Source organism: Variovorax sp. dw_954 (assembly GCF_018449755.1).
GTDB lineage: Bacteria > Pseudomonadota > Gammaproteobacteria > Burkholderiales > Burkholderiaceae_C > Variovorax.
On sequence record NZ_JAAVVD010000035.1, the window covers coordinates 43,023 to 69,522 of the forward strand.

28 protein-coding genes are annotated in these 26,500 nt (G+C 66.3%); 18 read left to right on the top strand and 10 right to left on the bottom strand.

The features are described from left to right. Complete coding sequence (locus tag HB681_RS34180; RefSeq protein ID WP_213959333.1) at positions 1-636, bottom strand: hypothetical protein; 636 nt, start codon at positions 634-636, stop codon at positions 1-3. Positions 637-646: 10 nt separating this feature from the next. Then, positions 647-958 carry a phosphopantetheine-binding protein gene (locus tag HB681_RS34185; protein WP_213959334.1) on the bottom strand — a complete coding sequence of 104 codons (312 nt, stop codon included), beginning with the start codon at positions 956-958 and terminating at the stop codon, positions 647-649. A 105-nt stretch (positions 959-1,063) separates the two neighbouring features. Here HB681_RS34185 and HB681_RS34190 point away from each other — a divergent pair, with 105 nt between their 5' ends. Then, positions 1,064-2,581 (top strand): helicase HerA-like domain-containing protein, encoded by a 1,518-nt coding sequence (locus HB681_RS34190; RefSeq protein WP_213959335.1) that lies wholly within the window; start codon positions 1,064-1,066, stop codon positions 2,579-2,581. Between the two features lie 9 nt (positions 2,582-2,590). On the opposite strand, the gene HB681_RS34195 is transcribed toward HB681_RS34190, so the two are convergent. Both HB681_RS34195 and HB681_RS34200 read right to left on the bottom strand, forming a co-directional pair. Beyond that, on the bottom strand, positions 2,591-3,232 hold the full coding sequence (locus HB681_RS34195) for a DUF1109 domain-containing protein (RefSeq protein ID WP_213959336.1): 642 nt from the start codon (positions 3,230-3,232) through the stop codon (positions 2,591-2,593). Continuing rightward, positions 3,229-3,810 (bottom strand): sigma-70 family RNA polymerase sigma factor, encoded by a 582-nt coding sequence (locus HB681_RS34200; protein ID WP_213959337.1) that lies wholly within the window; start codon positions 3,808-3,810, stop codon positions 3,229-3,231. Before HB681_RS34200 ends, HB681_RS34195 begins: the two co-directional genes overlap by 4 nt. A gap of 148 nt (positions 3,811-3,958) precedes the next feature. Here HB681_RS34200 and HB681_RS34205 point away from each other — a divergent pair, with 148 nt between their 5' ends. The 17 genes from HB681_RS34205 (at position 3,959) to HB681_RS34285 (ending at position 18,943) form a co-directional block, all read left to right on the top strand. Beyond that, positions 3,959-4,261 (top strand): DUF2282 domain-containing protein, encoded by a 303-nt coding sequence (locus HB681_RS34205; RefSeq protein ID WP_213959364.1) that lies wholly within the window; start codon positions 3,959-3,961, stop codon positions 4,259-4,261. Between the two features lie 55 nt (positions 4,262-4,316). Then, positions 4,317-5,204 carry a DUF692 domain-containing protein gene (locus HB681_RS34210; RefSeq protein ID WP_213959338.1) on the top strand — a complete coding sequence of 296 codons (888 nt, stop codon included), beginning with the start codon at positions 4,317-4,319 and terminating at the stop codon, positions 5,202-5,204. Then, positions 5,201-5,956, top strand: a complete 756-nt coding sequence (locus HB681_RS34215; RefSeq protein ID WP_213959339.1) for a DNA-binding domain-containing protein — start codon at positions 5,201-5,203, stop codon at positions 5,954-5,956. Before HB681_RS34210 ends, HB681_RS34215 begins: the two co-directional genes overlap by 4 nt. Beyond that, positions 5,953-6,435 (top strand): DoxX family protein, encoded by a 483-nt coding sequence (locus HB681_RS34220; RefSeq protein ID WP_213959340.1) that lies wholly within the window; start codon positions 5,953-5,955, stop codon positions 6,433-6,435. Before HB681_RS34215 ends, HB681_RS34220 begins: the two co-directional genes overlap by 4 nt. A gap of 92 nt (positions 6,436-6,527) precedes the next feature. After that, positions 6,528-7,931 (top strand): GTP cyclohydrolase II, encoded by a 1,404-nt coding sequence (locus tag HB681_RS34225; protein WP_218628382.1) that lies wholly within the window; start codon positions 6,528-6,530, stop codon positions 7,929-7,931. Then, complete coding sequence (locus HB681_RS34230; protein ID WP_213959341.1) at positions 7,928-9,283, top strand: URC4/urg3 family protein; 1,356 nt, start codon at positions 7,928-7,930, stop codon at positions 9,281-9,283. The genes HB681_RS34225 and HB681_RS34230 overlap by 4 nt, the downstream gene beginning before the upstream one ends. Before the next feature lie 57 nt (positions 9,284-9,340). Next, positions 9,341-9,970 (top strand): uracil phosphoribosyltransferase, encoded by a 630-nt coding sequence (upp, locus tag HB681_RS34235; protein WP_213959342.1) that lies wholly within the window; start codon positions 9,341-9,343, stop codon positions 9,968-9,970. Beyond that, on the top strand, positions 9,971-10,672 hold the full coding sequence (locus tag HB681_RS34240; protein ID WP_213959343.1) for a hypothetical protein: 702 nt from the start codon (positions 9,971-9,973) through the stop codon (positions 10,670-10,672). Between the two features lie 39 nt (positions 10,673-10,711). Beyond that, the gene (locus tag HB681_RS34245; protein WP_213959344.1) at positions 10,712-11,731 is read left to right on the top strand and encodes a BMP family protein; all 1,020 of its coding nucleotides are present in this window, start codon (positions 10,712-10,714) and stop codon (positions 11,729-11,731) included. 27 nt (positions 11,732-11,758) lie between these two features. Next, a complete protein-coding gene (locus HB681_RS34250) occupies positions 11,759-12,694 on the top strand; it encodes a 5'-methylthioadenosine/S-adenosylhomocysteine nucleosidase (RefSeq protein WP_213959345.1) in 936 nt (311 codons plus the stop codon). A gap of 4 nt (positions 12,695-12,698) precedes the next feature. Continuing rightward, positions 12,699-14,234, top strand: coding sequence for an ABC transporter ATP-binding protein (locus HB681_RS34255; protein WP_213959346.1), 1,536 nt, complete (start codon positions 12,699-12,701; stop codon positions 14,232-14,234). Continuing rightward, positions 14,231-15,292, top strand: a complete 1,062-nt coding sequence (locus HB681_RS34260) for an ABC transporter permease (RefSeq protein ID WP_213959347.1) — start codon at positions 14,231-14,233, stop codon at positions 15,290-15,292. The genes HB681_RS34255 and HB681_RS34260 overlap by 4 nt, the downstream gene beginning before the upstream one ends. A 7-nt stretch (positions 15,293-15,299) precedes the next feature. After that, positions 15,300-16,223, top strand: a complete 924-nt coding sequence (locus HB681_RS34265) for an ABC transporter permease (protein WP_213959348.1) — start codon at positions 15,300-15,302, stop codon at positions 16,221-16,223. Positions 16,224-16,225: 2 nt separating this feature from the next. Further along, positions 16,226-17,503: an amidohydrolase family protein gene (locus tag HB681_RS34270; RefSeq protein WP_213959349.1), complete on the top strand. Its 1,278-nt coding sequence runs from the start codon at positions 16,226-16,228 to the stop codon at positions 17,501-17,503. Between the two features lie 13 nt (positions 17,504-17,516). Next, positions 17,517-17,960, top strand: coding sequence for a VOC family protein (locus HB681_RS34275; protein WP_213959350.1), 444 nt, complete (start codon positions 17,517-17,519; stop codon positions 17,958-17,960). A 24-nt stretch (positions 17,961-17,984) separates the two neighbouring features. Further along, positions 17,985-18,374 carry a VOC family protein gene (locus HB681_RS34280; protein ID WP_213959351.1) on the top strand — a complete coding sequence of 130 codons (390 nt, stop codon included), beginning with the start codon at positions 17,985-17,987 and terminating at the stop codon, positions 18,372-18,374. A 20-nt stretch (positions 18,375-18,394) separates the two neighbouring features. Further along, entirely contained in the window at positions 18,395-18,943 is a 549-nt protein-coding gene (locus HB681_RS34285; RefSeq protein ID WP_213959352.1) for a hypothetical protein, read from the top strand. Positions 18,944-18,964: 21 nt separating this feature from the next. Here HB681_RS34285 and HB681_RS34290 read toward each other — a convergent pair whose 3' ends face one another. The 6 genes from HB681_RS34290 to clpS all read right to left on the bottom strand — a co-directional run bounded on the left by HB681_RS34290 (position 18,965) and on the right by clpS (position 25,584). After that, a complete protein-coding gene (locus HB681_RS34290; RefSeq protein ID WP_345944802.1) occupies positions 18,965-19,474 on the bottom strand; it encodes a GNAT family N-acetyltransferase in 510 nt (169 codons plus the stop codon). 8 nt (positions 19,475-19,482) lie between these two features. Further along, the gene (locus HB681_RS34295; protein WP_213959353.1) at positions 19,483-19,788 is read right to left on the bottom strand and encodes a putative quinol monooxygenase; all 306 of its coding nucleotides are present in this window, start codon (positions 19,786-19,788) and stop codon (positions 19,483-19,485) included. A 92-nt stretch (positions 19,789-19,880) separates the two neighbouring features. After that, entirely contained in the window at positions 19,881-21,320 is a 1,440-nt protein-coding gene (gene sbcB, locus HB681_RS34300; RefSeq protein WP_213959354.1) for an exodeoxyribonuclease I, read from the bottom strand. 2 nt (positions 21,321-21,322) lie between these two features. Further along, on the bottom strand, positions 21,323-22,768 hold the full coding sequence (gene cls, locus HB681_RS34305) for a cardiolipin synthase (RefSeq protein WP_213959355.1): 1,446 nt from the start codon (positions 22,766-22,768) through the stop codon (positions 21,323-21,325). A gap of 80 nt (positions 22,769-22,848) precedes the next feature. After that, positions 22,849-25,170, bottom strand: coding sequence for an ATP-dependent Clp protease ATP-binding subunit ClpA (gene clpA / locus HB681_RS34310; protein ID WP_213959356.1), 2,322 nt, complete (start codon positions 25,168-25,170; stop codon positions 22,849-22,851). A 54-nt stretch (positions 25,171-25,224) separates the two neighbouring features. After that, the gene (gene clpS, locus HB681_RS34315; RefSeq protein ID WP_213959357.1) at positions 25,225-25,584 is read right to left on the bottom strand and encodes an ATP-dependent Clp protease adapter ClpS; all 360 of its coding nucleotides are present in this window, start codon (positions 25,582-25,584) and stop codon (positions 25,225-25,227) included. Positions 25,585-26,500 lie beyond the last annotated feature (916 nt).

The window sequence follows — 26,500 nt, forward strand, 5'->3', positions numbered from 1 at the left end:
TCAGGGAGCGCGGCGATCGCCGCTGGCGCCGGAAAAAGCGCGCATCGCATCGATGAGGCGTGCGCGCTCGAATTCGGGATGAATGCGATAGCGCAGGAGATGCTCGCCCAGGAACAACGACACCACGCCGATGGGCGACAGCACGTTCGACAACAGCGACCAGGCGGAGAACGGCAGGCACAGGTACACCACGATGGAAGACACCACCGTGAGCGCGAAGAACGCCGTCCAGACCATCGTGACCTGGCGCGTGTAGCGCGGCATCTCGCCGACGAGCGGATGCACGCGCTCTGCCAATTGCCCGATCAGCGACAAACCGGCCCCGCGCAGGGTGCTGCCGAACCAGCCGCACAACAGGGCGTTGATGCCGACGTGCTGCACCACGTAAAGACGACTCGTGTCACCCGCATCGCCATTCATCACCAACCAGAACAGGGCCGCACCGGCAGCCCCGACCGCCAGCAGCCCCCAGCGTCCGAAGTACGAACCGGCCAGGCCCAGCGCGGTGAGCCACAGCGGCACGAGCAGCACCAGCACGGCCCACGGATCATTGGCGTGATAGAGCATCATCCAGTGCGACAACACCGCGTAGGCGGCACCGCCCAGCAGCAGGAGGGCCAGGCGCCAGCGCGTCATGCGCAGCGGATCACGCAGCGCTGCGGTTCTGGGCGACGTGGGTCGCGAGACTGCGCAGCGATTCGAAGATCTGTTGGTTGCGTTCATCGTCCGAGCGCAACTGGAAACCGTACTTGCGCGACACCTCGAGCGCGACTTCGAGGATGTCGATGGAATCGAGGCCCAGGCCGTCGCCGTAAAGGGGTGCGGTCGGAACGATTTCGTCTGCGGCGATCTCGAGATTCAGCGATTCGACCAGCAACACGGCCAATTCGTTTTCGAGTGCGGTTTGCGCGAGGGTTTCGCCATCGGCGGGAAGGGAAGACTGGGCGGTCGATGACAAAGCAAACTCCGAGACGATTTGAGGGGGAACGATTGCGCTACGCGATCGGGAATTATAGGAGTCTGCTTGGATAGACTGACGCTTCTACCTGCCCCCGGAGACCCCATGGCCGAACCCCTGCTGATTGCCCGCCACGCCACGACCGAGTGCCTGCTGCTGCCCGCACTGGCCAACCGCCACGGACTGATCACCGGCGCCACCGGCACCGGCAAGACCGTCACCCTGCAAACCATGGCCGAAAAGCTCTCATCCATCGGCGTCCCGGTGTTCCTGGCCGACGTGAAGGGCGACCTGACAGGCATCAGTCAGGCCGGCACCATCGGCGGCAAGCTGGCCGGCGTGCTGAAGGAGCGCGGCCTCGACCTGCCAGCGCCGCTGGCCTGCCCCGTCACGCTGTGGGACGTGTTCGGCGAGCAGGGCCACCCGGTGCGGGCCACCATTTCCGACATGGGCCCGCTGCTGCTGGGGCGCATGCTCGACCTCAATGAAACGCAGGCGGGCGTTTTGAACCTGGTCTTCAAGATCGCGGACGACAACGGCCTGCTCCTGCTTGACCTGAAGGACCTGCGCGCCATGCTGCAGTACGTCGGCGAGAACGCGAGCCAGTTCACCACCCAGTACGGCAACGTGAGCGCGGCCAGCGTCGGCGCGATCCAGCGCGGGCTGCTGCAGATCGAGACCCAGGGCGGCGACAAGTTCTTCGGCGAGCCGATGCTCAACATCGCCGACTTCATGCAGACCGTCGGCGGCAAGGGCGTGATCAACATCCTCGCGGCCGACAAGCTCATGAATTCGCCACGGCTGTACGCCACTTTCCTGCTGTGGCTGCTGTCGGAGCTGTTCGAGCAACTGCCCGAGATCGGCGACCCGGAGCAGCCGAAGCTGGCTTTCTTCTTCGACGAGGCGCACCTGCTGTTCAACGAGGCGCCCAAGGCCCTGGTCGAGCGGATCGAACTGGTGGTGCGGCTGGTGCGCTCCAAGGGCGTCGGCGTGTATTTCGTGACACAGAACCCCCTCGACATTCCCGATTCCGTGCTGGCCCAGCTGGGCAACCGCGTGCAGCATGCGCTGCGCGCCTTCACGCCGCGGGACCAGAAGGCGGTCAAGGCCACGGCGACCACGATGCGGCAGAAGCCCGGCCTCGACATCGAAGCAGCCATCACCGAACTTGCCGTGGGCGAAGCACTGGTGAGCCTGCTCGACGAGAAGGGCCGCCCCAGCGTGACCGAACGCGTGTTCGTGGTGCCGCCCGGCAGCCAGCTCGGCCCGATCACGCCGGTGCAACGACAGGCGCTGATTGCCGGTTCGCTGGTGGCGGGCGTCTACGAAAAGACAGTCGACCGCGAATCGGCCTATGAAAAACTGAAGGGCCGTGCCGCTTCTGCGCCCGGCGCGCCGCCAGCGACAGCAGGTGCGCCCGGCAGCCCGCAGGCAGGCGCTTCGGGCGGGCTCATGGGCGGGCTGAACGACCTGCTGTTCGGCACCACCGGCCCACGTGGCGGCAAGCACGACGGGTTGGTTCAGACCATGGCCAAGTCGGCGGTGCGCACGGTCGGCACCAGCGTGGGCAAGGAAATCCTGCGCGGCGTGCTCGGCGGAATCTTCGGGTCGAAGGGGCGGTAGCCAGCCCCTTCACCACCTGAGAATGCGCGGCCCGAGCGCGGCGCCCACGGCCGCCGGCAGCGCCATCCCGGCCACGTACCAGATCGCGAGGAAGGGCGCCGTCAATTCGGGGCAGTGCAGTGCATAGACCGCCGCCCCGGCCGCGCCGGACATGGCGCCGGCGCAGGCTCCGGCCCATGCCGGCCGCGTGGGCGCCAGGCTGCGCAACGCGACCAGCGCGGCGACGAACACGGGCAGCGCGATCTCCGCGATGCTGAACACGCAGGTGCGCCAGGTCTGGCCCCAGACCATGTCGGACCGACGGTCCTCCGGCGCCATCAGGTAGCTTGCAATGGCCATGGCCCACAGCATCAGCACCGGGGCCGCCACCCCGAGCCAGCTTGCGCCGACCTTTGCGCCAGGCCGGGCCAGCCGCTGGAGCACGACGAACCCCGCCACCGCGATGGTGATGGGCACGAGCAGCTTCATCCAGAACATCGGCCAGAACATGACTTGCACCAGATCGCGCCGCACGCCGTATTCCATCTGCATGATCAGCAGCGCCAACGGCACGCCAAAGGCAAGCGCGAGCGTGATGCGACGGGAGGCAGCGCGCCGCGGCACCGGCAAGGTGTCGGCCGCGAGCAGCGAAACCAGGTCGTCGGTCTTCATGACGCGCTGCTCCTGATACGGGCGGCCAGTGCCTTCAGTCCGCGATGGATGCCGACCTTCACCGCCGACTCCGACATGCCGGTCGCCGCCGCCGTCTCCGCCACTGAAAGCCCCTGCAGCTTGACGTGCTCGATCGGCAGCCGCTGGCGGTCCGGCAAGGTTTCCAGCAGGCTTGCCAGGTCGCGCCTGGCATCGCTGGCGTCGGTGTCGGAATCGGCGAACACGGCAAGGTCGTCGTCCAGAGGATCATGCAGGGCCTCGCGGCTCGACTTGGCGCGCAGCAGGTCGATCATCTTGTAGCGCGCGATGGCCTGGACCCAGGCCGTCAGGGGCTGGTCCGGCTGGTAGGTGTGGCGCTGGTTGTGCATGGCGAGCAGGCATTCCTGAACAAGATCTTCAACTTCGTCAGGCCAGCCAAACAGGCGCTTGCCCAGAAAAGCACGCAGGTGCGCGCTGAGTTTTTGGAGAAACTGGTGATAGGCCGCGGCGTCGCCGTCGAGGCCGCGCAGGAACAAGCCGCGCAATATCGTCTCGGCTTCATTCGCTTGCACCAGGCTCCCAGCTGTTATTCGTGCCATCGGGTCGGTTGGTTACAGCCGTGTGGAGAAAAAGAAATTCGGCGAATTGTGCCGTCTGCTGTAACTCCCGCCCAAGAGTCCGCGAAATAGAAACGACTGCGCCAGATGGCGTGGTTCCAAACCTCAACTTACCTTTCGGAGCGAATCGATCATGAACCGTACCCTTGCCATCACCGCCCTCACCCTCAGCGCACTCGCCGCCGGCGCCGCCATGGCCCAGGACACCAAGCCGATGGGCGACAAGATGACCGACAAGATGGCCACCGTGGAGAAGTGCTTCGGTGTCTCCATGGCGGGCAAGAACGACTGCGCCGCCGGTCCCGGCACCACCTGCGCCGGCACGTCCAAGATGGACTACCAAGGCAACTCGTGGAGGAACGTTCCGGCCGGCACCTGCGCCACCATCAAGACGCCGAAGGGCATGGGCTCGCTGACCCCGATCAAGAGTTGATCCCGGCTGATTCCGCCTGATCCCGCCTGATTCCGCCGCACGCACGACACGCACCATGGCCTCTCCACTTTCCGCCGGCCTGGGTCTCAAGCCCGAGCACTACGACGCGGCACTCGACTGCACGGCCAAGGGCCTGTGGTTCGAGGTGCATCCGGAGAACTACATGGTGGCCGGCGGGCCGCGCCTGCGCTGGCTCGAAGCCGTGCGCGCGGCGCATCCCGTCGCGCTGCACGGCGTCTCGCTCTCGCTGGCAGGCGCTGCGCCCCCCGATGCCGATCACCTGGCTCGCTTCGCCGCGCTGGTGCGGCGCATCGAGCCGGCGCTGGTGTCCGAGCACCTGGCCTGGTCGGGCTTCGATGGCCACTACTTTCCCGACTTGCTGCCGTTTCCGCGCAGCAACGAAGCGCTCCACCGCATCGTCGCGAACATCGAGCAGACGCAAGTTGCGCTGGGCCGCCGCATCGCGATCGAGAACCCCTCCCACTACCTGCACATCGACGGGCACGATTGGGACGAGATCGACTTTCTCGCCGAGTTGGCCCGGCGCACCGGTTGCGGCTTGCTGCTCGATGTCAACAACGTGCATGTGTCGGCACGCAACCTCGGCTTCGACGCCGGGGCGCACCTCGACCGCTTTCCTGGCGACGCCGTGATGGAGATTCACCTGGCCGGCCACAGCCACGACCCGCGGCTTGGCGAAGCCTTGCTCATCGACTCGCACGATGCGCCGGTCGCGCCGGAAGTCTGGGCGCTGTATCGCCGGCTGGTCGGGCGCATCGGCGTGCGACCGACCTTGCTGGAGCGCGACGGCAATGTGCCCTCGTTTGACGAGTTGCTCGCCGAGCGCCACAGGGCAGCTGCCGAGCTTCATTCGGCTGACGCGGCGGCATCGTCTGCGGACCCGTTGCCGCGACTTCGCACGCCGGAGGAGGTGTCCCTGTGAAGCTCGCAGACTTCCAGTCCGGCTTCGCCACTACTCTGTTCGACCCGGGCATCGCCACCGGCCTGGCATCGCAACCGGCGTTCGCGGTCTATCGCAACACGGTGATGAAGGGCTGCATCGACGCGCTGGAGGCCAACTACCCCAGCGTGGCACGGCTCGTCGGCAGCGACTGGTTTCGCGCGGCGGCCGCGGTCCACGTAGTCGAGCGGCCACCGCGCAACGGCCGCTTGCAAGACTACGGCGCGGACTTCGCAGACTTCCTCGCCGCCTTCGAACCCGCCAGCGGCTTGCCCTACCTGCCCGGCGTGGCGCGGCTGGATAACTGCTGGACGCAAGCGCACACGGCCGCCGATGCCAACGCCATCGATGGCGCCTGGCTGGCGGGCCTGAGCCCCGAGGCGCTAGGCAGCCTGCGCGTTGCGCCGCATCCCGCCGCGCGCTGGCAATGGTTCCCGGACGCACCGATCTACACGATCTGGCAGCGCAACCGCAGCGCGAGCGACGACACGGCCGAGATCGAGTGGCAGCCCGAAGGCGCGTTGCTGACGCGACCGCAAGACGCAGTGACCTGGCGCGAGGCGACCCTGGCCGTCTGCGCGTTCCTCGATGCCTGCGCCGAAGGCAAGCCGCTTGGCGACGCAGCAGCCGCAGCGCTCGCCGCCCAGCCCGACGCCGACCTTGCCGACCTCCTTGCCGGACTGCTGCACGCCGGCGCCCTCGTCGTCTCTCCCACTCTGGAAAGCACACCATGAACCACGCCTCCGCCTCCTCCGCCTCGGTTGCACCCACGACAGCAGGACTGCGTGGCGCCTGGAATGCCATCGCGCGAGGCCTGCAGCGACTGGTCACGCACGACGTACTGGCGATTGCCGGCCGCCTGTCCATCGCGGCGATCTTCTTCATGTCGGGCCGCACCAAGGTCGACGGCTTCCTTCACATCACCGATGGCGCCTACGAACTGTTCCGCAGCGAATACAAGCTGCCCCTGGTGCCACCCGAGATCGCGGCCCACCTGGCCGCCTACGCCGAGCACCTGTTCCCGGTGCTGCTGGTGCTCGGCCTGTGCACCCGGCTCTCGGCACTTGCATTGCTCGGCATGACGCTGACCATCCAACTCTTCGTCTATCCCGATGCCTGGCCCACGCATCTGTCGTGGGCAGCCATCCTGCTTTACCTGGTGGGGCGCGGTGGTGGCAGCTTCTCCCTGGACCGGCTGTTGAAGATCGACTGAGGGCAAAGATACGGCGGATGGCGTATGCCCGCCACGGGCCGGCTTGCCAGCCACGGAGGTGATCGCTACATTGCTGTTTTTGAGGGACCGCAATGTCTGTAGACACCGCTTCGACTTCTTCTTCCGCCACGCCCACCTCCACGACTCCCCCTCAAGTCCCTGCCGACGCCGCCGAGCCGACAGTCGTGGTGGCGTCGGTATCCCTTTCCCCTGTCATTCCGGCCGCTGGCGTCCCCGCCACCTCTGCCACTGCTGCCGTCTCGCCACGGCACATACGGCTGACTTCGCATGCAGGCGGCTTCGGCGCCCTGCCCCTGCACTGGGCGGCGGCCACGGCCACGGAGCGTGGCCCGGTGGTCGGCACGACGACCAAGCGCGCGCACCGCAACGTGATCGGCACGCACAGCGGCTCGTACAGCGTGTACCGCGCGCTGGCGGTTGCAGCCGGCGCGCTCAATCCGCAGCACAAGGCCGATCTCACCAACACCTCGCCCACCGACGTGATCGGCCCGTATCCGCAGTGGAGCGAGCCCGGCAGGATCGTCTCGCTGGACCCCTGGGGCGCGACCATCGCCAACGTGTTTGCCAACGAACTCGCGGCCGGCTACGACATCCGCCCGACCATCGCCATCACCAAGGCGCATGTGATCCTGCCGGAGGTGATCGAGGCGCTGCAATCGGGCCGCCTCAAGGCCGACGGCAAGTTCCTCACGCCCAACGGCGCGGCGGTGGTCACCAAGGCCGCGATCGAACCCGTGTGGTTCCTGCCCGAGGTGGCCAAGCGCTTCGGATGCTCGGAGGCGGACCTGCGCCGCGTGCTGTTCGAGGAGACGGGCGGCATGTATCCGGAGCTGGTCACGCGCTCCGACCTGGAAGTGTTCCTCCCACCCATCGGCGGGCAGACGCTCTACATCTTCGGCAACCCGGCCGACCTGGCCAACCCCGAGGTCGAACTCACCGCACGCATCCATGACGAGTGCAACGGCTCGGACGTGTTCGGCTCCGACATCTGCACCTGCCGCCCCTACCTCACGCACGCGATCGAGGAATGCATCATGGGCGCGCAACGCGGCGGCGTCGGCCTGGTCGCCTACTCGCGCAAGGAAGGCCGGGCCCTCGGCGAAGTCACCAAGTTCCTGGTCTACAACGCGCGCAAGCGCCAGGTCGGCGGCGACACGGCCGACCAGTATTTCGCCCGCACCGAGTGCGTGGCCGGCGTGCAGGACATGCGCTTCCAGGAGCTGATGCCGGACGTGTTCCATTGGCTCGGCATCAAGAAGATCCACCGCCTGGTGTCGATGAGCAACATGAAGTTCGACGCCATCAGCGGCTCGGGCATCGAGATCGGCGAGCGTGTGAACATTCCCGACGAGCTGATCCCTGCCGACGCACGCGTCGAGATGGATGCCAAGATGGCCGCCGGCTACTTCACGCCCGGTGCGGTGCCCGATGCCGAGGAACTGAAGAAGGCCAAGGGCCGGGGTCTGTCGGAATGAGCGAGGGGACCCACCGACCGGTCGATCCCGCGACCGAGCTGACCGCCGACACCGCCCATCCCGCAGGCGCCGCCGCGTACCTTCGCTCGACGACCGAGGTGCGTGGCCGGGCCCGCGCGCTGCTGGCCCGTGCGCGTCGCGGCGAATCGCAGTGGTTCACCATCGGCGACGACGCGAAGATGGACGACACCGCCCGCATCGTCGCCGAGGTCACGCGCGACCGCTACACCTGGGGGCCGATCCCGTACCACAGCCGCTGGCGCCATTTCGAGGCGGGCGGCGTCAACCGCCTGAAGGAACTAGACGACCTGCTGGGCCCCGACGTGCATGAACGCGAGCGTGCCCGCGCACGCATCGACCTGGTGCTGGTCAGCGTGCTGCTGGACGCAGGCGCCGGCCCGGACTGGCACTACATCGAATCGTCCAACGGCCAGCGCTTCTCGCGCTCCGAAGGACTCGGCGTCGCGAGCTTCCATGCTTTCACGAGCGGGCTGTTCTCGTCCGACCCGGCGCACCCGTTGCGCGCCGATGCAGCCGGGTTGCGCGGCCTCGTGACCGACCGGCTCGGCGACGCGTTCCAGGTGAGCACGAGCAATCCGCTGGTAGGGCTTGGGGGTCGCGCAATGTTGTTGCGCCGCCTGGGTGAAGCACTGGCGGCGCAGCCCGAAGTGTTCGGCGAGGACGGTCGACCTGGCGGCCTGTTCGATGCGCTGGTCGGGCCCTACGGACCGGCGGTTCCGCCCACGGCCGAGGTGACGGCGCACGAGATCCTGACCCTGTTGCTCGACACGCTGTCGGGCATCTGGCCGGCCGCCAATGCGGTGGACAGCATCGCGGCGGATGGCAGCGACATGCCCGGCGGCATCGCTTCCGGCGACCCGGCCTTTGCGCTGGGCGATTGCTGGCGCCACAGTGCCGTGACCGGGCCCGGCCTGACCAACGGCTGGATGCCCTTTCACAAGCTGTCGCAGTGGCTCACCTATTCACTGCTCGAACCCTTCGAATGGGCCGGCGTGCGCGTCAGCGGACTCGACCAGTTGACCGGCCTGCCCGAATACCGCAACGGCGGCCTCTTGATCGACAGCGGGATGATCGTCCCGCGCAGCCCGGCGCTGCTGGAGCGCAGCTGGCAGGTGCATGACGAGTTCATCGTCGAATGGCGCGCCCTCACCGTCGCCCTGCTCGACGAAGTGGCGGAGCGCGTGCGCCATGTGCTGGGCCGTGGCATCGACGAATTGCCGCTGGCCTGCGTGCTGGAGGGCGGCACCTGGGCGGCCGGCCGCGCACTGGCACAACGCTTGCGTGACGGTTCGCCTCCCCTTCGCATCGAAAGCGATGGCACCGTTTTTTAGTACTGCGCCTTCAACTGCTAGTCTCGCGGGTTCCTCAACGTCAACATCTTCCCGATCATGAGCAACGTCCACCTGATCGACCACCCGCTGGTCCAGCACAAACTCACCTTGATGCGTCGCAAGGATGCGTCCACCAACAGCTTCCGCCGCTTGCTGAACGAGATCAGCATGCTGATGGCCTACGAGGTCACGCGCGACATGGCGATGCAGGAGATCGAGATCGAGACGCCGCTGGAAACCATGACGGCCAAGGTCATCGATGGCAAGAAGCTGGTGTTCGTCTCCATCCTGCGGGCCGGCACCGGCATCCTGGACGGCATGCTGAGCGTGGTGCCCGGCGCGCGCGTCGGCCACATCGGCCTGTATCGCGACCCGAAGACGCTGACCGCGGTGGAGTACTACTTCAAGATGCCCGGCGAGATGGAGAACCGCGACATCGTGGTGGTGGACCCGATGCTGGCCACCGGCAACTCGGCTGTGGCCGCAGTCGACCGCTTGAAGGAACTGAACCCCAAGTCGATCAAGTTCGTCTGCCTGCTGACCTGCCCCGAAGGCGTGAAGACGATGCAGGACAACCACCCCGACGTGCCCATCTACACCGCCGCGATCGACCGCGAACTCAACAGCCATGGCTACATCCTGCCAGGGCTGGGGGATGCCGGCGACCGGATCTTCGGGACCAAGTAATTGAAGGCCATCGAAGCGCGCGGGGGCATCGGCAACTGCATGAATGCCGCGTGGGCGGCGCAGGTGTCGGGCCGCCCGCTTCGCTGGCGCGCGACCGGCGAACTTCGACCCGACGACCTTTTCCGCAACCCCGAGGCGCTGGACCTCGTGGACACGAAGGGTGGCGACTACGTCTGGCTGTTCCCGAACATCGACCCGGCACGCCTTGGCACGACGGGGCACTATCCCAACCATGAAGGCGTCGCGCCCGATGAACTGGAAGACTGGCACTGGCATTGGAGCGGCGAAGTCATCACCGGGAACCTTCCGAGCAAGCTTCAGTTGCGCGAAGGTGGCCAGCCGGTACCGCCGGGCACCATCGGCGTCCATGTGCGCACGCACCACCCCGAGATCGACTGCGACCTCGCGCGCGCGACCGCAGAGGTCAATGCTCTGACAGAAAAAGGGAATGTCTTCCTTGCCAGCGATACCGAACTGCCTGGCCTTTCTCGCGCGGTGATCCGCAGCGAGTTGCAACGCCCCGAACACGACGACGATCGCGCGCGGCCTGCCATCGAATCCGCGCTGCACGACTGGTTCACGTTGGGCCGCTGCGCCGAAATCCACCGCATCCATGCGTCGAGCACCTTCGTCGACTACTGGTGTTTTGTGCGCGGCATGCCGATGAAGCGGCTGCTGGCGCCGGTGGCCGCTGCCGCCTGAAGCCTCTTTCCGCAACTGCATCAACGAGGAGAAACCGCCATGTCCGTGCCGAGCCAGAAACGTCGTGCCCTGATCATCCGTTCCGCCGCCATCGCGGCCGTTCTCGGCGCAGGCGCCCTGCCCGGCCTTGCGCTGGCGCAAGGCGCCAAGCTCAAGGTGGCCGGCGTCTACACCGTGCCCTTCGAGCAGCAATGGGTCAGCCGCCTGCACAAGGCGCTGAAGGCGGCCGAGGCGCGCGGCGAGATCGAATACAAGGCCAGCGAGAACGTCACCAATGCCGACTACGAACGCGTGATGCGCGAGTACGCGACCGGCGGAAACCAGCTCATCGTGGGCGAGGCCTTCGCGGTGGAAGCCGCGGCCCGCAAGGTGGCCAAGGACTTCCCGAAGACGTACTTCCTGCTCGGCTCGTCGGGCAAGCCGCAGGCGCCCAACCTGAGCGTGTTCGACAACTTCATCCAGGAGCCGGCCTACCTCACCGGCATGATCGCCGGCGGCATGACCAAGTCGAACAAGATCGGCATGGTCGGCGGCTTCCCGATCCCCGAAGTCAACCGCCTGATGAATGCGTTCATGGCCGGCGCGAAGGAAACCAATCCGAAGGTCGAGTTCAGCGTGAGCTTCATCAACAGCTGGTTCGACCCGCCCAAGGCCAAGGAAGCCGCTTTCGCGATGATCGACAAGGGTGCGGACGTAATGTATGCGGAGCGCTTCGGCGTGAGCGACGCGGCCAAGGAAAAAGGCAAGCTCGCGATCGGCAACGTGATCGACACCCAGGCGCAGTACCCCGACACGGTGGTCGCCTCCGCGCTGTGGAATTTCGAGCCCTCGGCGGACCGCGCCATCAAGCTCGCGAAGGAAGGCAAGTTCGTCGCCGAGGACTACGGCCCGTATTCGATGATGAAGCACAAGGGCTCGGAGCTCGCGCCGCTGGGCACTTTCGCAAGTAAGGTACCGGCCGATATCGTGACCAAGGTCAAGGCCAGGGAGGCGGACATCCTCGGCGGCAAGTTCAGCGTCAAGGTCGACGACAGCCAACCCAAGTCCACTGCGAAGTAGGCGAACGGCAAGCGGAAGCACGGCGGCATGCGCGGCAGCAACCACGTCATTCGTCGCGTCGGCGCGGCCGCGGTCCTTGCTGCGGCGCTCGCGGGCTGCGTTGGCATGCCGGCGGGCAGCACGCGGCTCGACGGTACGCCGCGCATCGCGGTGCTGTCTGCCTTCGAGCCCGAGCTGTCGCTGTTGCTGAAGCAGGTGCAGTCGCCCGTCAAGTACAGCGTCAACGGTGTCGAGTTCACGACCGGCACGCTGCAAGGCAAGCCGGTCGTGCTGTTTCAGTCGGGCATCAGCATGACCAATGCGACGATGAACACGCAACTGGTGCTCGACCGCTTCAACGTCGAGCGCATCGTGTTCAGCGGCATTGCCGGCGGCGTGAACCCTGACCTGCATATCGGCGACGTGACCGTGCCGGCGCAATGGGGCCAATACCTCGAGGTCCTGATGGCGCGCGAGACCGCGACGGGCAAGTTCAGCGCGCCGCCGTGGATGAAGGACGCCACGTTGCCCGCCTTCGGCATGATGCATCCGCGCCCGGTCGAAACGCGCACCGCAGCCAACCCCAAGGTGACGCCGAAATTCTGGTTCGAGGCCGACCCGAAGATGCTCGACGTGGCGCGCAGCCTTCGCGACGTCGACCTGGCCAGCTGCAGTGCCGGCAAGTGCCTCGCACGCAAGCCGCAACTGCGGGTCGGCGGCAACGGCGTCTCCGGCCAGGCCTTCATGGACAACAAGGCCTACCGCGAATACACGTACAAGACCTTCCAGGCCAACGTGCTCGACATGGAGACGGCCGCGGTCGGCATGGTCGCGTACAGCAACGCCGTACCCTACATCGCGTTCCGCTCGCTGAGCGACCTGGCCGGCGGCGGCGCGGAAGAAAACGAGATGGGCACCTTCATGGGCATTGCGGCGGACAACTCGGCCAAGGTGCTCCTGGCATTCCTCGGCGCCTGGAAATAGGACTGTGACGGTCCTCCGTCTCCACAGAATCACCAAGCGCTTCGGCACGCTGGTCGCCAACGATGCCATTTCGCTGACCCTCGATCGCGGCGAGGTGCTGGCGCTGCTCGGCGAGAACGGCGCCGGCAAGTCCACGCTGATGTCGATCCTGTTCGGCCACTACCGCGCGGACGAAGGCGATATCGAGGTGTTCGGCGAACCGCTTGCGCCGGGGAACCCGAAGGCCGCGCTGGCCGCCGGCATCGGCATGGTGCACCAGCACTTCACGCTGGCCGACAACCTCAGCGTGCTGGACAACGTGATGATGGGAAGCGAACCGCTGTGGCAGCCGTTCACGCGCAAGTCCGCGGCACGCGGCAGGCTGCTCGAGGTGGCGCAGCGCTTCGGGCTGCCAGTCGTGCCCGAAGCCCGCGTCGGCTCGCTCTCGGTCGGCGAGCGGCAGCGCGTGGAGATCCTCAAGGCCTTGTATCGCGGCGCCCGCATCCTGATCCTCGACGAGCCGACCGCCGTCCTCACGCCGCAGGAGAGCGAGGCGCTGTTCGACACCCTGGCGCAGATGGTGGCGCAGGGCCTGTCGATCATCTTCATCAGCCACAAACTCGGCGAAGTGCTGCGTGTCTCGCACCGCATCGCCGTGCTGCGCGGCGGCAAGCTGGTGGCCGAGATGCCGGCTGCCGGCGCGACGCAGGCGCAGTTGGCAAACGCGATGGTCGGGCATGCGGTCAAGCCGCCCGAACGACATCCGGCCAGCCGCATCGGCGAGTCGGTGTGCGTGCTGCGCGATGTGCAATCCGGCGGCGACGCGCGCGACGCTTTGCGCGGCGTCTCGCTGACGCTGCATGCGGGCGAGATCGTTGCAGTCGCGGGCGTCTCGGGCAATGGCCAGGTGGCGCTGGCGGAACTGCTGTGCGGCACGCGCCGCGCGACCGCGGGCACGGTCGAACTGCTGGGCCAGCTCTTGCGCGCCTCGCCCGCGCTGCTGGTCGAACAGGGCGTCGCGCGCATTCCCGAGGACCGGCACGCCGTGGGCGTCATCGGTGACTTGCCGCTGTGGGAGAACGCCGTCTCCGAGCGCCTGCGCGGCCCTGCATTCCGACAGGGACCGATCGTGCGTCGCGCCGCTGCACGCACCCAGGCCCAGCGCATCGTCAAGGCCTTCGACGTGCGCGGCGGCGGGCTCGATGCGACAGCGCGTTCGCTGTCGGGCGGCAACATGCAGAAGCTCATCCTGGGGCGCGCGCTGCTGGCGCCCGACGGCGCGGTTGCCACGCCGAAACTGATCGTCGCGCACCAGCCCACCTGGGGCCTCGACATCGGCGCGGTGGCCTATGTGCACCAGCAACTCGTCGCTGCGCGCGACGCGGGTGCGGCAGTGCTGGTGATCTCGGACGATCTCGACGAAGTGATGGTGCTGGGCGACCGCATCGCCGTGATGCACGGCGGCACGCTCGGCGACGCGCGGCCGGCGGAGGGCTGGACGCGCGAATCCATTGGGCTGGCGATGGCCGGTGTGCATGTTGAAGCGGGCCTGCCGTCATGAGGCTCGAGAAGCGCCCTGCCGTCTCGCGCGCCGCAATGGTGTTCGCGCCCTTCGGCGCTGTGCTTTTCACGCTCGCGGTCACGGCATTGCTGGTGCTGTGGGCGGGCCAACCGGTCACGCGGACTTACGCGCTGCTGCTGCAAGGCGGTTTCGGGTCCGTGTTCGCATGGAGCGAGACGCTCACGCGTGCGATCCCCTTAACGCTCACCGGCCTGTCGGCAGCCGTGGCCTTCAGGGCGCGCCTTTTCAACATCGGCGCGGAGGGCCAGTTGTACGCCGGTGCGCTGGCCGCGATCGCGGTCGGCGGGATGCACGGCGGCACGGGCTTCGAAGTCTCCCCCTGGATCCTGTTCCCACTGATGATGGCCGCGGCAGCGATCGCCGGCGCCGCGCTGCTGCTGGGCCCGGCGCTCATGAAGGCGAAGCTCGGCGTCGACGAAGTGGTGACCACGCTGCTCTTCAACTTCATCGTGCTGCTGGGCGTGGGCGCGCTGCTGGACGGGCCGATGAAGGACCCGAGCGCGATGGGCTGGCCGCAGAGCGTGGCGCTGCAGGGCGACCTGGAGCTGGGCAAGCTGATCGCGCAGACGCGCGTCCACACCGGCCTGCTGTGGGCGATGGCGTTGTCGGTCGCCATGTGGGCGCTGCTCAAGCACACGGTGCTCGGCTTCGACATCCGTGCAGTCGGCGCCAATCCCCGCGCCGCCGCATTCGCGGGCGTCGGCACCACGCGCACCGTGGTGGCCGTCGCGCTGCTCTCCGGCGCGCTGGCGGGACTCGCCGGCGCCATCGAAGTGGCGGGCCGCACCAGCTACGTGACGCTCGACATGTCGCCCGGCTACGGCTACAGCGGCATCGTCATCGCCATGCTGGCCGGACTGCATCCGTTGGGCGTGATGGGCGCCAGCGTGTTCGTCGCCGGCGTGCTGGTCGGCGCCGACAGCATGAGCCGCGCGGTCAGCGTGCCGACCTACATCGCCGACGTGATCGTCGCGACATCGCTCATCTCGGTGCTGGTGGCGATGCTGCTGGCGCAATACCGGGTGCGGTGGAAATGACGAGCCCATGACCGACCTGCTCGACATCCTCGCCAACCCGGCCTTCTGGGTCGCGGTGCTGCGCATCGCCACGCCGCTGATCTTCGGCACGCTGGGGGTGCTGCTCTGCGAGCGCGCGGGGGTGCTCAACCTGGGCATCGAAGGGATCATGGTGGCCGGCGCCTTCACCGGCTGGCTCGCCGTGTATGCGGGTCAGCCGCTGTGGGTCGGCGTGGGCGTGGCCGCGATGACCGGTGCGGTGTTCGGGCTGTTGCATGCCTGGCTCACGGTGGGGCTCGCGCTGTCGCAGCACGTGTCGGGGCTGGGGATCACGCTGCTGGCGACATCGCTCAGCTACTACGGCTATCGCGTGAGCTTTCCGAAGGTGAACACACCGCCGACCATCAAGCCCTTCGCGCCGATGGACTGGCTGCCGATTCCCGTGCTCAACGCGCAAACCGCGCTCACCTTGCTCGCGCTGCTGCTGGTGCCGGTGATCGGCTGGGTGCTGTATCGCACGCCGCTCGGCCTGGCGGTGCGCATGGTCGGCGAGAACCCGCAGGCGGCCGAAGGCCAGGGCGTGTCGGTGGTCGGCACGCGCACCGGCGCCATCGTGGCCGGCTCGGCGCTGATGGGCATCGCGGGTTCCTTCCTGACGCTTTCCGCGTTCAACGCCTTCTTCTTCAACATGGTCAACGGCCGCGGCTGGATCTGCGTGGCGCTGGTGGTGTTCGCCTCCTGGCGGCCGGGCAAGGCGCTGCTCGGCGCGCTGCTGTTCGCCTTCTTCGATGCGCTGCAATTGCGCCTCCAGCAGTCCGGCGACGCGGTGCTGCCCTACCAGCTCTACCTGATGCTGCCGTACCTGCTGTCGATCCTTGCGCTGGTGCTGGTCGCACGAAAGGCTGCCTACCCGCAGGCACTCATGAAGCCCTATCGAAAGGGAGAAAGATAGACATGCTCGACCTGCTCGTCACCAACGCCACCCTGCCCGACGGCCGCACCGGCATGTCCATCGCCGTGCAGGACGGCCGCATCGCCGAAGTCACGCCAGGCCTGGCCGCGCCCGCGCACAAGACCCTCGATGCGCAGGGCCTGCTCGTCACGCCGCCTTTCATCGACCCGCACTTCCACATGGACGCCACGCTGAGCTACGGCCTGCCGCGCGTCAACCAGAGCGGCACGCTGCTGGAAGGCATCGCGCTGTGGGGCGAACTCAAGCCGCTGCTGACGGCGGAGGCCCTGATCGAGCGCGCACTCGCGTACTGCGACTGGGCCGTGGCCAAGGGCCTGCTCGCCATCCGCACGCACGTGGACACCAGCGATCCCAGCCTGCTCGCCGTCGACGCGCTGCTGGAAGTCAAGCGCCGCGTCGCGCCCTACCTGGACCTGCAACTCGTCGCCTTCCCGCAGGACGGCGTGCTGCGCGCGAAGGGCGGCGTCGACAGCCTGAAGCGCGCACTCGACAAGGGCGTCGACGTGGTCGGTGGCATCCCGCACTTCGAGCGCACCATGGCCGACGGCGCCGCCAGCGTGAAGCTCCTGTGCGAACTCGCCGCCGAGCGCGGCAAGCGGGTCGACATGCACTGCGACGAATCGGACGACCCGCACTCGCGCCACATCGAGACGCTGGCCTTCGAGGCCCAGCGCCTCGGCCTGCAGGGCCGCGTCACCGGCTCGCACTGCACGTCGATGCACAGCATGGACAACTACTACGTGAGCAAGCTGCTGCCGCTGATCGCCGAGGCCGGCGTCAGCGTGATCGCCAATCCGCTCATCAACATCACGCTGCAGGGCCGGCACGACAACTACCCCAAGCGCCGCGGCATGACGCGCGTGCCCGAGCTGATGGCCGCCGGCGTCAACGTCGCCTTCGGCCACGACTGCGTGATGGACCCCTGGTACGGCATGGGCTCGGGCGACATGCTGGAGGTTGCGCACATGGGCCTGCACGTGGCGCAGATGACCAGCCAGGCCGGCATCAAGCAATGCTTCGACGCAGTGACGATCAACGCGGCAAAGGTCTTTGGCTTGCCGAAGTACGGTATCGCCGCGGGATGCGATGCCAGCTTCGTGCTGCTGCAGGCACGCGATCCGGTGGAAGCCATCCGCTTGCGCGCGACGCGGCTCAAGGTCTACCGCCGAGGCAGGCTGCTGGCCGAGTCGCCCGCCGCCACGGCCGCGCTGCATGTCGCGGGGAGGCCGCCGAGCACGGCCTTCATGACATCGCAATAGACTCCCTTCCACCATGATCCGGATTCGCGAAATCGACCACCTCGTCCTGCGCGTGGTCGACCTCGAGAGGATGCTTCGCTTCTATTGCGAGGCACTCGGATGCACGGTGGAAAAGCGCCAGGACAAGATCGGCCTCGTCCAGTTGCGCGCAGGCCGCTCGCTCATCGACCTGGTGCCCGTCGACGGTGAACTCGGTCGCGCCGGGGGCGCAGCGCCGGGAAGGGAGGCACGCAACCTCGACCACTTCTGCTTGCGAGTCGAGCCCTTCGACGAAACAGCGATACGCAGCCACCTCCTCAGGCACGGCGTCGAGGCGGGTGCGCTCGAGTCGCGCTACGGCGCGGAGGGCGAAGGCCCTTCTGTCTATCTCGCCGACCCCGAAGGCAACACCATCGAACTCAAGGGTCCACCTTCGACGGCGCCGGCTGCCATTCGCACTGGCAAAAGCGCAGAATGAGCGCCGCAAACCAAGGGGAATGCCATGCTCCTGAACGATGCTCCCGTGACAACGATGTTGCCGGTCAAGGATCTGGACCGCGCCCGGCAGTTCTACGAAGGCCGGCTGGGACTCAAGCCCGAGGGACTGAGGCCTGACGGCAAGTTCACCTACCGCTGCGGCGGCACCACCTTGGCCTTGTTCCCCAAGGAGGGCGGCACCAAAGCCGACCACACCACGCTGAGCTTCCAGGTCGAGGACATCGCCAGCGCCATCGCCGGACTGAAGCGCGCCGGCGTGGTGTTCGAGGACTACGACTACCCCGACTTCAAGACCGTCGAACATGTCTGCGTACTGGGTTCCGAGAAGGCGGCATGGTTCCTCGACACCGAGGGCAACATCCTCTGCCTGCACGAAGACATCCAGGCCCATTGACCGCCGCGACGACGATGACGATGAAGCAACGCCCCGCCTCGATCCTCTGCGTCCTCGCCCTCGCGGCCATCCCGGCTTGGGCGATGGCCCAGGACGGTATCTGGAAGGACCGCTACGGCAAGCCCGTGCCCCAGACCGAATCCAGGCGCACGGTCAATGGCCTTGGCGGCTGGGTCGTCGTCACGCCGGATGCGGACTGGGAGGAGAAATGGGAGAGGCCCTCGATCGTGGGGCCCGTGTTCACGCAGGCGAAAAAGGTGCCCAAGGGCAAGCCGCTGTTCGTCCTCGTGTTCCTCGGCAATCCCGAGGTCGGCGCGGATGGCCGGGCCGATGTCAGTTGCGACCTGAACGTCACCGGGCCGGACGGGCGAAGCCTCGTTCAGCGCAGCGTCGCCTGCTTCCAAGGCACTCCCCGGGGCGGGCGCAGCAGCATGTACCTCTCCGAGCCGGTGCTCGGGATCACCAGCGAGCCCTCGGATCCGAGTGGCACCTGGACGGTTCGGGTCTCCCTGAAGGACAAGCTGAGCGGCACGGCGCTGCCGTTGAAGACCACGTTCATCGTGGAGTGAGGCCTTGCGCTTTCGCGCGCTTCATCGCGACAGCAGCAGCCACATGTGGACCTTCGACACGAAGCCGCCCTCCACCGCCACCGCCATCGGCTCCAGCCCGAAGCTCACGAAGCCGAAGCGTTCATAGAGCGCCTGCGCCGAGGCATTGCCCTCGGTCACGGTGAGCTGCACCAGCCTGACACCTGCGCGCTCGCGCGCCACATCGAGCGCCGCCTCGACGATCCGGGCGCCCAGGCCATGCTTGCGAAACGCCGGCGCCACGTACATGCCGAAGAAATCCGCCTTGTGCCGCGCCTTCTCCCGCGCCTCGAAAGACAAGCCGGCCACCCCGGCAAGCGCGCCGCCTTCGAACGCGCCGAATACCATCTCCCGGGCCGCCGGCTCGACCGACAGGCGGGCCTCCCACCATGACATCGGCAAGGCCGCGCGCTCGCCCACGCTGGACGTGAAGGCATCCGGGTGGCGCGCGTAGCCGTCGAGCATCAACGCCCGATAGGCCGGCGCATCCGATGGAACCAGCCGCCTGATCACCGGTGTGCTCACAGCCTGGCAGGTTCGACGATCTCGGCGTCGTAGATCTGGATGGTCGGCAACTCGGCTGCCAGCGCGCCGACAGCCTTGGCAAAGGCGCGCGATGCGGGCACCACGAAGTGCGCCTTCAGCGCCGTGGCATCGGCCCATTGCTCAAAGAACACCAGCCGCCACGGGTTCACGGTATCCCGGAACACCGCGTGCGAAATGCAGCCGGGCTCGGCACGCGAGCGCTGCACATGCTCGCTGCTCAGCCTGAGGACTTCATCGAATGTCGCGGCGTTTGCGACGATGGCGCCAGTCACGAGGATCACGTTGCTTGTCTCCGTACAAGGGGTTCTTGGGCAAGGCGTCGGCCAGGAAGGTATGAAGATTTCGTAGCGAGGGCGCCGCGGATTCACACCTTCTAGTGCTCAGGCGCAATGGCTTCCGCATATTCATACAACTCGCCGAGGATAGCCTCGGCCCGCTCATCGGCCGTCGCCGCGAGCGTGTCGATCTCGGCAAAGAACTGGTCGACGTTGAGCGCCCCGCCCTCGCCTTCGATCAGCTTCGCCGCCCGATGCGCCTCCCAGCGCCCGCTCTCATCGGCATCGAGCGTCTCCGCGAAATTGCGCGCCCGGTAGCGGAACAGCAGTTCCTCCAGCCGCGCATCGTCGAAGCCCGTCCGCGCATGGGCGAGTTCGGCGCCCTGGAGGCTGCGCAACTGGTTCAGTCGACGCCGGTCGGCATTGCCGACGAAGCCGCCGTACAGGTCCTCGTCGACATCGCGCTTGCCCTCGGCCGGGCGCTTGAAGACTTCCGGCCAGATCGCGCTCATGTCGGGCAGCGCAGCGGCAATCTCGGCATGGCGCATGGCCTGGTCCATGTCGATCTGCCAGCGCTGAGCCATCTCCGGCACGAGCGTCTTGCGATTTCCAACCACCATTGGCGACTTGTTCAGGTGGATCGACTTCACCGGCAGCCGGCTCATGCCTTCCGGCAAGTCGGCTGTGCGCGAGAACAGGCGCTGGCGCAAGGTAGCCACGTCGATCAGCGGCAACTCGCTCGGGTCATGGGCCAGGTCCCAGGCCAGCAGCTCGTTCTTGTTGGTCGGGTGGCTCGCCAGCGGCCACATCACGGCCAGGCAACCCCGCTCCACCGGGAACATGCCCGAGACATGCAGGAACGGCCGCGCAGTCTCCCGCGTGGCCGGAAAGCCCAGTTCGGCAGCGACCTGGTCCTTCTTGTGGAGGCGCAGCGCGAAATCGAAAAGACGCGGTTGCCTCGCGCGGATCAGCCGCGCCAGCGCGATGGTGGCGCGCACATCGGAAAGCGCATCGTGCGCCGCCTCGTGCACGAGTCCATTCGCGCGCGCCAGGTCTTCCAGCTTGAAGCTGGGCCGCCCATCCTCCTTCAACGGCCACTGGATGCCGTCCGGGCGCAAGGCGTAGGTCAGCCGCACCACATCGAGCAAGTCCCAGCGACCGCAGTCGTTCTGCCACTCGCGCGCATAAGGGTCGATCAGGTTGCGCCAGAACATGAAGCGCGTGATTTCGTCATCGAAGCGGATCGTGTTGTAGCCCACGCCGATGGTGCCGGGCTCCGAGAACACCCGTTCGATCTGTGCGGCGAACTGGTTCTCGGCAATGCCGCGCGCGAGGCACATCTGAGGCGTGATGCCGGTGATCAGGCAGGCTTCCGGGCTCGGCAGGAAGTCCGGCGCCGGCTTGCAGTAAAGCATCAGCGGTTCGCCGATCTCGTTGAGTTCGGCATCGGTGCGGATGCCCGCGAACTGCGCCGGGCGGTCGCGGCGGACGTTGGCCCCGAAGGTTTCGTAGTCGTGCCAGAGAAAGGTGTGGGCCATGGTCAAAGAAGAGGTGAAAACAATCGCGCCGTGGCCTCGCCGAGGCGCCTCCAGAAGGCCTGGTGGCGCAGGCTGCGCACGGGCGAGGAACTGAGCAGGTCGGTCTCGAATTGCGCCGCCAGGGGCTTGAGCAGTGCCGGGCCGTAGACCACCGCCATCACCTCGTAGTTGAGGCGGAAGCTGCGATTGTCGAAGTTGGCGGTGCCCACCATCGCGCAGTTGTCATCCACCACCAGCGTCTTCGAATGCAGCATGCGCTCCTTGTATTCCCAGACCTTCACGCCCGCGGCCAGCAACTCGTCGAAGTACGACCGGGCGGCAGCGCTCACGATCAGCGAATCGCTGCGACGCGGCACCAGCACTCGCACATCCACGCCGCGCAAAGCCGCGCTGGTGAGCGCCATCAGCGCCGGCTCGCCCGGCACGAAATAAGGCGTGGTGAGCCAGGCGCGGTGCATCGACGAGTTGATCGCCGACAGGTGTACGCGGTGAATCGCCTCGAGCGAGTTGTCCGGCCCGCTGGTGACGATCTGAACCGGGATGTCGCCAGGCGCGACCTCGGGCATCAGGTTGGCGAGCTTTTCGTGGAGCTGCCGCAAATGCTGGCCAGTGGCATAGGTCCAGTCCTCGATGAACGTGATCTGCAGCCAGCGCACCGCCGTGCCCTCGATGCGCACGTGAACATCGTGATAGGCGTCGGGGCGCGTGCGCCTGTCCTCCGCATCCGTGATGTTGACGCCGCCGGTAAAGCCCACCACCCCGTCGCACACCACGATCTTGCGGTGGGTGCGGTAGTTGGTCACCGGACGCAGGCGTCGGCCGATGCGCGTGTCGTGGAACAACGCCACATGGATGCCCGCCTCGTGCATCGGCGCCATGAACTTTCGCCCGACCCGCTTGGAGCCCAGCGCGTCCAGCAGCAATCGCACCGCCACGCCCTCCTTCGCCTTGCGAATCAGCAGGTCGCGCAACGCGGTGCCGATGCGGTCGGGCTCGAAGATGTAGTACTCGAGATGCACATGATGACGCGCCGCGGCGATGGCTTCGAACATCGCGTCGAATGCCTGCGCGCCGCCAGAAAGCAGTTCGACGGACTGGGCGCTTGAAACCGGCAGGCCGCACGCGGCTGTGCCGAGCGCCGCCATTTGCCGCAACGCCGGCGGCGCCGCTTCCAGGGACTGTCCGAGCCGTGCCAGGTCGCCTGTGCTGTGGGAGCTGACCCGGCTGCGCAAGCGCTTGATCCGCTGCTTCCGCAGCCGCTGCGGCCCCAGGAAGTAGTAGATGAGAAAGCCGCCGAAGGGGATGAACGCCAGCGACAGGATCCACCCCAACGTCGACACCGGCGCCCGCTTCTGCATCACGATCCACACCGACAACACCGCGATATAGCCGCTCCAGGCCAGCGAGAGGCCTGTTTTCCATTCGTGGCTGAGTGCGGGGAAGTTCAAGGCGGCAGGAAGCGGGTTTGGCAAAGAAAAAAGGTCGGGAGCGAATGCTACCGACCTTGGGTCCGAGCGCAGGGATCGTATCAGCCGGTCGCCGCTTCCTCAGCCTCGGGCTTGGACTTGCCTTCCTTCTTCGGCAGCGGAACGATGTCGAGCTGCACTTCTTCCTTGTCATCGAGGTCCACCGTGAGGCGGCCCCCGTCGATCAGGCGTCCGAACAGCAACTCGTCGGCCAGCGCGCGACGGATCGTGTCCTGGATCAGGCGCTGCATCGGGCGAGCGCCCATCAGCGGATCGAAGCCCTTCTTCGCCAGGTGCTTGCGCAGCGTGTCGGTGAAGGTGACGTCGACCTTCTTCTCGGCGAGTTGCTGCTCGAGTTGCAGCAGGAACTTGTCGACCACGCGCAGGATGATCTGCTCGTCCAGCGCCTTGAAGCTCACCATCGCGTCGAGGCGGTTGCGGAACTCCGGCGTGAACAGGCGCTTGATATCGGCCATTTCATCGCCCTGCTGACGCGGGTTGGTGAAGCCGATGGTCGCCTTGTTCATGGTCTCGGCGCCCGCATTGGTGGTCATCACGATGATCACGTTGCGGAAGTCGGCCTTGCGTCCGTTGTTGTCGGTCAGCGTGCCATGGTCCATGACCTGCAGCAGCACGTTGAAGATGTCCGGGTGCGCCTTCTCGATTTCATCGAGCAGCAGCACGGCGTGCGGCTTCTTCGTGATCGCTTCGGTCAGCAGGCCGCCCTGGTCGAAACCGACGTAACCCGGAGGCGCGCCGATCAACCGGCTCACCGCATGGCGCTCCATGTACTCCGACATGTCGAAGCGGATCAGCTCGATGCCCATGATGTAGGCCAACTGCTTCGCCGCTTCGGTCTTGCCGACGCCCGTGGGGCCGCTGAACAGGAACGAGCCGATTGGCTTGTCCGCACGGCCGAGGCCCGAGCGCGCCATCTTGACCGCGGAGGCCAGCACTTCGAGTGCCTTGTCCTGACCGAACACCACGCTCTTGAGGTCGCGTTCGATGGTCTGCAGCTTGCCGCGATCGTCGTTGCTGACATTGGCCGGGGGAATGCGCGCGATCTTCGCGACGATGTCCTCGACCTCGGTCTTGCTGATGGTCTTCTTGCGCTTGTTCGGCGGAAGGATGCGCTGGGCCGCACCAGCCTCGTCGATCACGTCGATCGCCTTGTCGGGCAGGTGCCGGTCGTTGATGTACTTGGCGCTCAACTCGGCGGCGGCCTGCAACGCGGCTAGCGCGTACTTCACGCCATGGTGCTCTTCGAAGCGCGACTTCAGTCCCTTCAGGATGTCGACCGTCTCCTGCACGGTCGGCTCGCCCACATCGACCTTCTGGAAGCGCCGCGACAAGGCCGCGTCCTTCTCGAAGATGCCGCGGTATTCGGTGAACGTCGTCGCACCGATGCACTTCAGCGCGCCGCTCGAAAGCGCCGGCTTCAGCAGGTTCGATGCGTCCAGCGTGCCGCCCGAGGCTGCGCCGGCGCCGATCAGTGTGTGGATCTCGTCGATGAACAGGATCGCGTTCGGCTTGTCCTTCAGCGACTTGAGCACGCCCTTCAGGCGCTGCTCGAAGTCGCCGCGGTACTTGGTGCCGGCCAGCAGCGCGCCCATGTCCAGCGAGAACACACTCGACTCGGCCAGGATTTCCGGCACTTCGCCCTGCGTGATGCGCCAGGCCAGGCCCTCGGCGATCGCCGTCTTGCCCACGCCGGCCTCGCCGACCAACAACGGGTTGTTCTTGCGCCGGCGGCACAGGATCTGGATCACGCGCTCGACTTCATAGTCGCGCCCGATCAGCGGATCGATCTTGCCGTCCTTGGCTGCCTGGTTGAGGTTCTGGGTGAACTGCTCCAGCGGCGAAGACTTCTCGTTCTTCTCACCGCCGCCCTCTTCGCTCTCGTTCGAGGACGATTCGCTGCTGCCCTTGGCGGCTTCCGGTGGATCGCTCTTCTTGATGCCGTGGGCGATGAAGTTCACCACATCGAGGCGCGTCACCCCTTGTTGGTGCAGGTAGTACACGGCGTGCGAGTCCTTCTCGCCAAAGATCGCGACCAGCACGTTGGCGCCGGTGACTTCCTTCTTGCCGTTGCCGGTGGACTGCACATGCATGATGGCGCGCTGGATGACGCGCTGGAAGCCCAGCGTCGGCTGGGTGTCCACGTCATCCGTCCCGGCCACTTGCGGCGTGTTGTCCTTGATGAAGTTGGTCAACGAGGCCCGAAGGTCGTCGACATTCGCAGAGCAGGCCCGCAGCACCTCGGCGGCGCTTGGGTTGTCCAGCAAAGCGAGCAACAGGTGTTCCACGGTGATGAACTCGTGGCGCTGCTGCCTGGCCTCCACGAAGGCCATGTGCAGGCTGACTTCCAGTTCTTGGGCAATCATGTGATTTCCTTTTTGCCTTGCTGTAAATATGTTCGATATGGGTTGGATTGCAATTTATTCAACGGGTTCGCTGACACACTGCAAAGGGTGGCCCGCCTGGGCCGCCGCTTCCATCACCTGATTGACCTTCGTGGCCGCCAGGTCACGCGAGAACACGCCACACACACCCCGGCCATCGAGGTGGATCTTGAGCATGATCTGGGTCGCGGTCTCCCGGTCCTTGTTGAAGAATTCCTGGATGACGACGATCACGAACTCCATCGGCGTGTAGTCGTCGTTCAGCATCACCACCTGGTACATCTGCGGTGGTGCGGTTTTCTGCGGGCGCCGCTCCAGGACGACCGCGTCGCCGTCGTCGCGCGCCGGCTTGCGCACCGGGGGCGTTTTCGGAGTCGAGGGGATTCTGGTTGCCATGAAAATCATTCTATAGATCGAGCAAGCGCCATGCCGGCCCAAGAGGAATTGGTGGCGTCTTCCCGACATAACAAGGGCCCGGCGGCGTGAAAGACGGCACGCGCGCCCCGAATGCCACAAAAAACCCCGGCGTCTTGCAGGCCGCCGGGGTACTTTGGTCAAGGCTGCCGATGGGTGTCGGCGACGCTTGCGTCACTTGATTTCGATCAGAATCTGTCGGTCCAAATGACGGAGTGTGCGTTTCAGTCCCCCTCCGCAAGCCCCCGCCGCAATCGCTACGCGAGGCCGGTGACTTTCTGAGGTTCCGTGCTCGGCATGATCCGGAGCTTGGACCTCTCGGGGTTGCTTGTTGGGCCGATGGACTCGAAGCGCTTCCCCATTGCATTGATCAGCGGTTGTGGATCATCCCCCGACATCGCCGCATCATCGATAAATCTGCAGTATTCGACGCCGTGACGGGACGCCTCGACCTCGGTGGGCCTGTTCGATGGCTCTCTCAGCACAAGATTCGCGATCGATGGGCTGCTTGGAGCCCCTTGCCGTTCAGGCTTTGTCTCCGGCGCTTGTTCAATCGGGCAAACCTCCAGTTCTCCCGCCGCAACCAGATCTCAGACAGACACTCGCCAAATGGCCCGCGTACTTGGGATCATCGAGCCTGAAGCGGTGTTGCATCTCAGTCCAACTGGCATCAATTTGCCTTTAGATCAAGCCCCGTGGGTTCGAACGCATCGGCCTCACCGACAAGGTTGCATTCAGGAACAGGCCTAAACAAACAGTCAACTTATTGAGACAGAATCCTGCGGCCAAACCTCCGCGCGTCGCGGGGGCCGCGCGTTTCCTCTTCGAGGTGAAAGGTCCGAGTCATGAATATCGTGTCTTCGCTAATCGACTCCCAGGGAATTTCAGGCAGGTCTTT

Coding starts and splice junctions, on each gene's coding strand:
- HB681_RS34230 (WP_213959341.1), top strand. CDS start 7,928: ATGAGCGAGGGGACCCACCGACCGGTCGATCCCGCGACCGAGCTGACC.
- HB681_RS34200 (WP_213959337.1), bottom strand. CDS start 3,810: ATGGCACGAATAACAGCTGGGAGCCTGGTGCAAGCGAATGAAGCCGAG.
- HB681_RS34195 (WP_213959336.1), bottom strand. CDS start 3,232: ATGAAGACCGACGACCTGGTTTCGCTGCTCGCGGCCGACACCTTGCCG.
- HB681_RS34250 (WP_213959345.1), top strand. CDS start 11,759: ATGCGCGGCAGCAACCACGTCATTCGTCGCGTCGGCGCGGCCGCGGTC.
- HB681_RS34225 (WP_218628382.1), top strand. CDS start 6,528: ATGTCTGTAGACACCGCTTCGACTTCTTCTTCCGCCACGCCCACCTCC.
- HB681_RS34190 (WP_213959335.1), top strand. CDS start 1,064: ATGGCCGAACCCCTGCTGATTGCCCGCCACGCCACGACCGAGTGCCTG.
- HB681_RS34285 (WP_213959352.1), top strand. CDS start 18,395: ATGAAGCAACGCCCCGCCTCGATCCTCTGCGTCCTCGCCCTCGCGGCC.
- HB681_RS34265 (WP_213959348.1), top strand. CDS start 15,300: ATGACCGACCTGCTCGACATCCTCGCCAACCCGGCCTTCTGGGTCGCG.
- HB681_RS34280 (WP_213959351.1), top strand. CDS start 17,985: ATGCTCCTGAACGATGCTCCCGTGACAACGATGTTGCCGGTCAAGGAT.
- clpA (WP_213959356.1), bottom strand. CDS start 25,170: ATGATTGCCCAAGAACTGGAAGTCAGCCTGCACATGGCCTTCGTGGAG.
- upp (WP_213959342.1), top strand. CDS start 9,341: ATGAGCAACGTCCACCTGATCGACCACCCGCTGGTCCAGCACAAACTC.
- HB681_RS34210 (WP_213959338.1), top strand. CDS start 4,317: ATGGCCTCTCCACTTTCCGCCGGCCTGGGTCTCAAGCCCGAGCACTAC.
- HB681_RS34220 (WP_213959340.1), top strand. CDS start 5,953: ATGAACCACGCCTCCGCCTCCTCCGCCTCGGTTGCACCCACGACAGCA.
- HB681_RS34270 (WP_213959349.1), top strand. CDS start 16,226: ATGCTCGACCTGCTCGTCACCAACGCCACCCTGCCCGACGGCCGCACC.
- HB681_RS34180 (WP_213959333.1), bottom strand. CDS start 636: ATGACGCGCTGGCGCCTGGCCCTCCTGCTGCTGGGCGGTGCCGCCTAC.
- HB681_RS34245 (WP_213959344.1), top strand. CDS start 10,712: ATGTCCGTGCCGAGCCAGAAACGTCGTGCCCTGATCATCCGTTCCGCC.
- clpS (WP_213959357.1), bottom strand. CDS start 25,584: ATGGCAACCAGAATCCCCTCGACTCCGAAAACGCCCCCGGTGCGCAAG.
- HB681_RS34275 (WP_213959350.1), top strand. CDS start 17,517: ATGATCCGGATTCGCGAAATCGACCACCTCGTCCTGCGCGTGGTCGAC.
- HB681_RS34260 (WP_213959347.1), top strand. CDS start 14,231: ATGAGGCTCGAGAAGCGCCCTGCCGTCTCGCGCGCCGCAATGGTGTTC.
- sbcB (WP_213959354.1), bottom strand. CDS start 21,320: ATGGCCCACACCTTTCTCTGGCACGACTACGAAACCTTCGGGGCCAAC.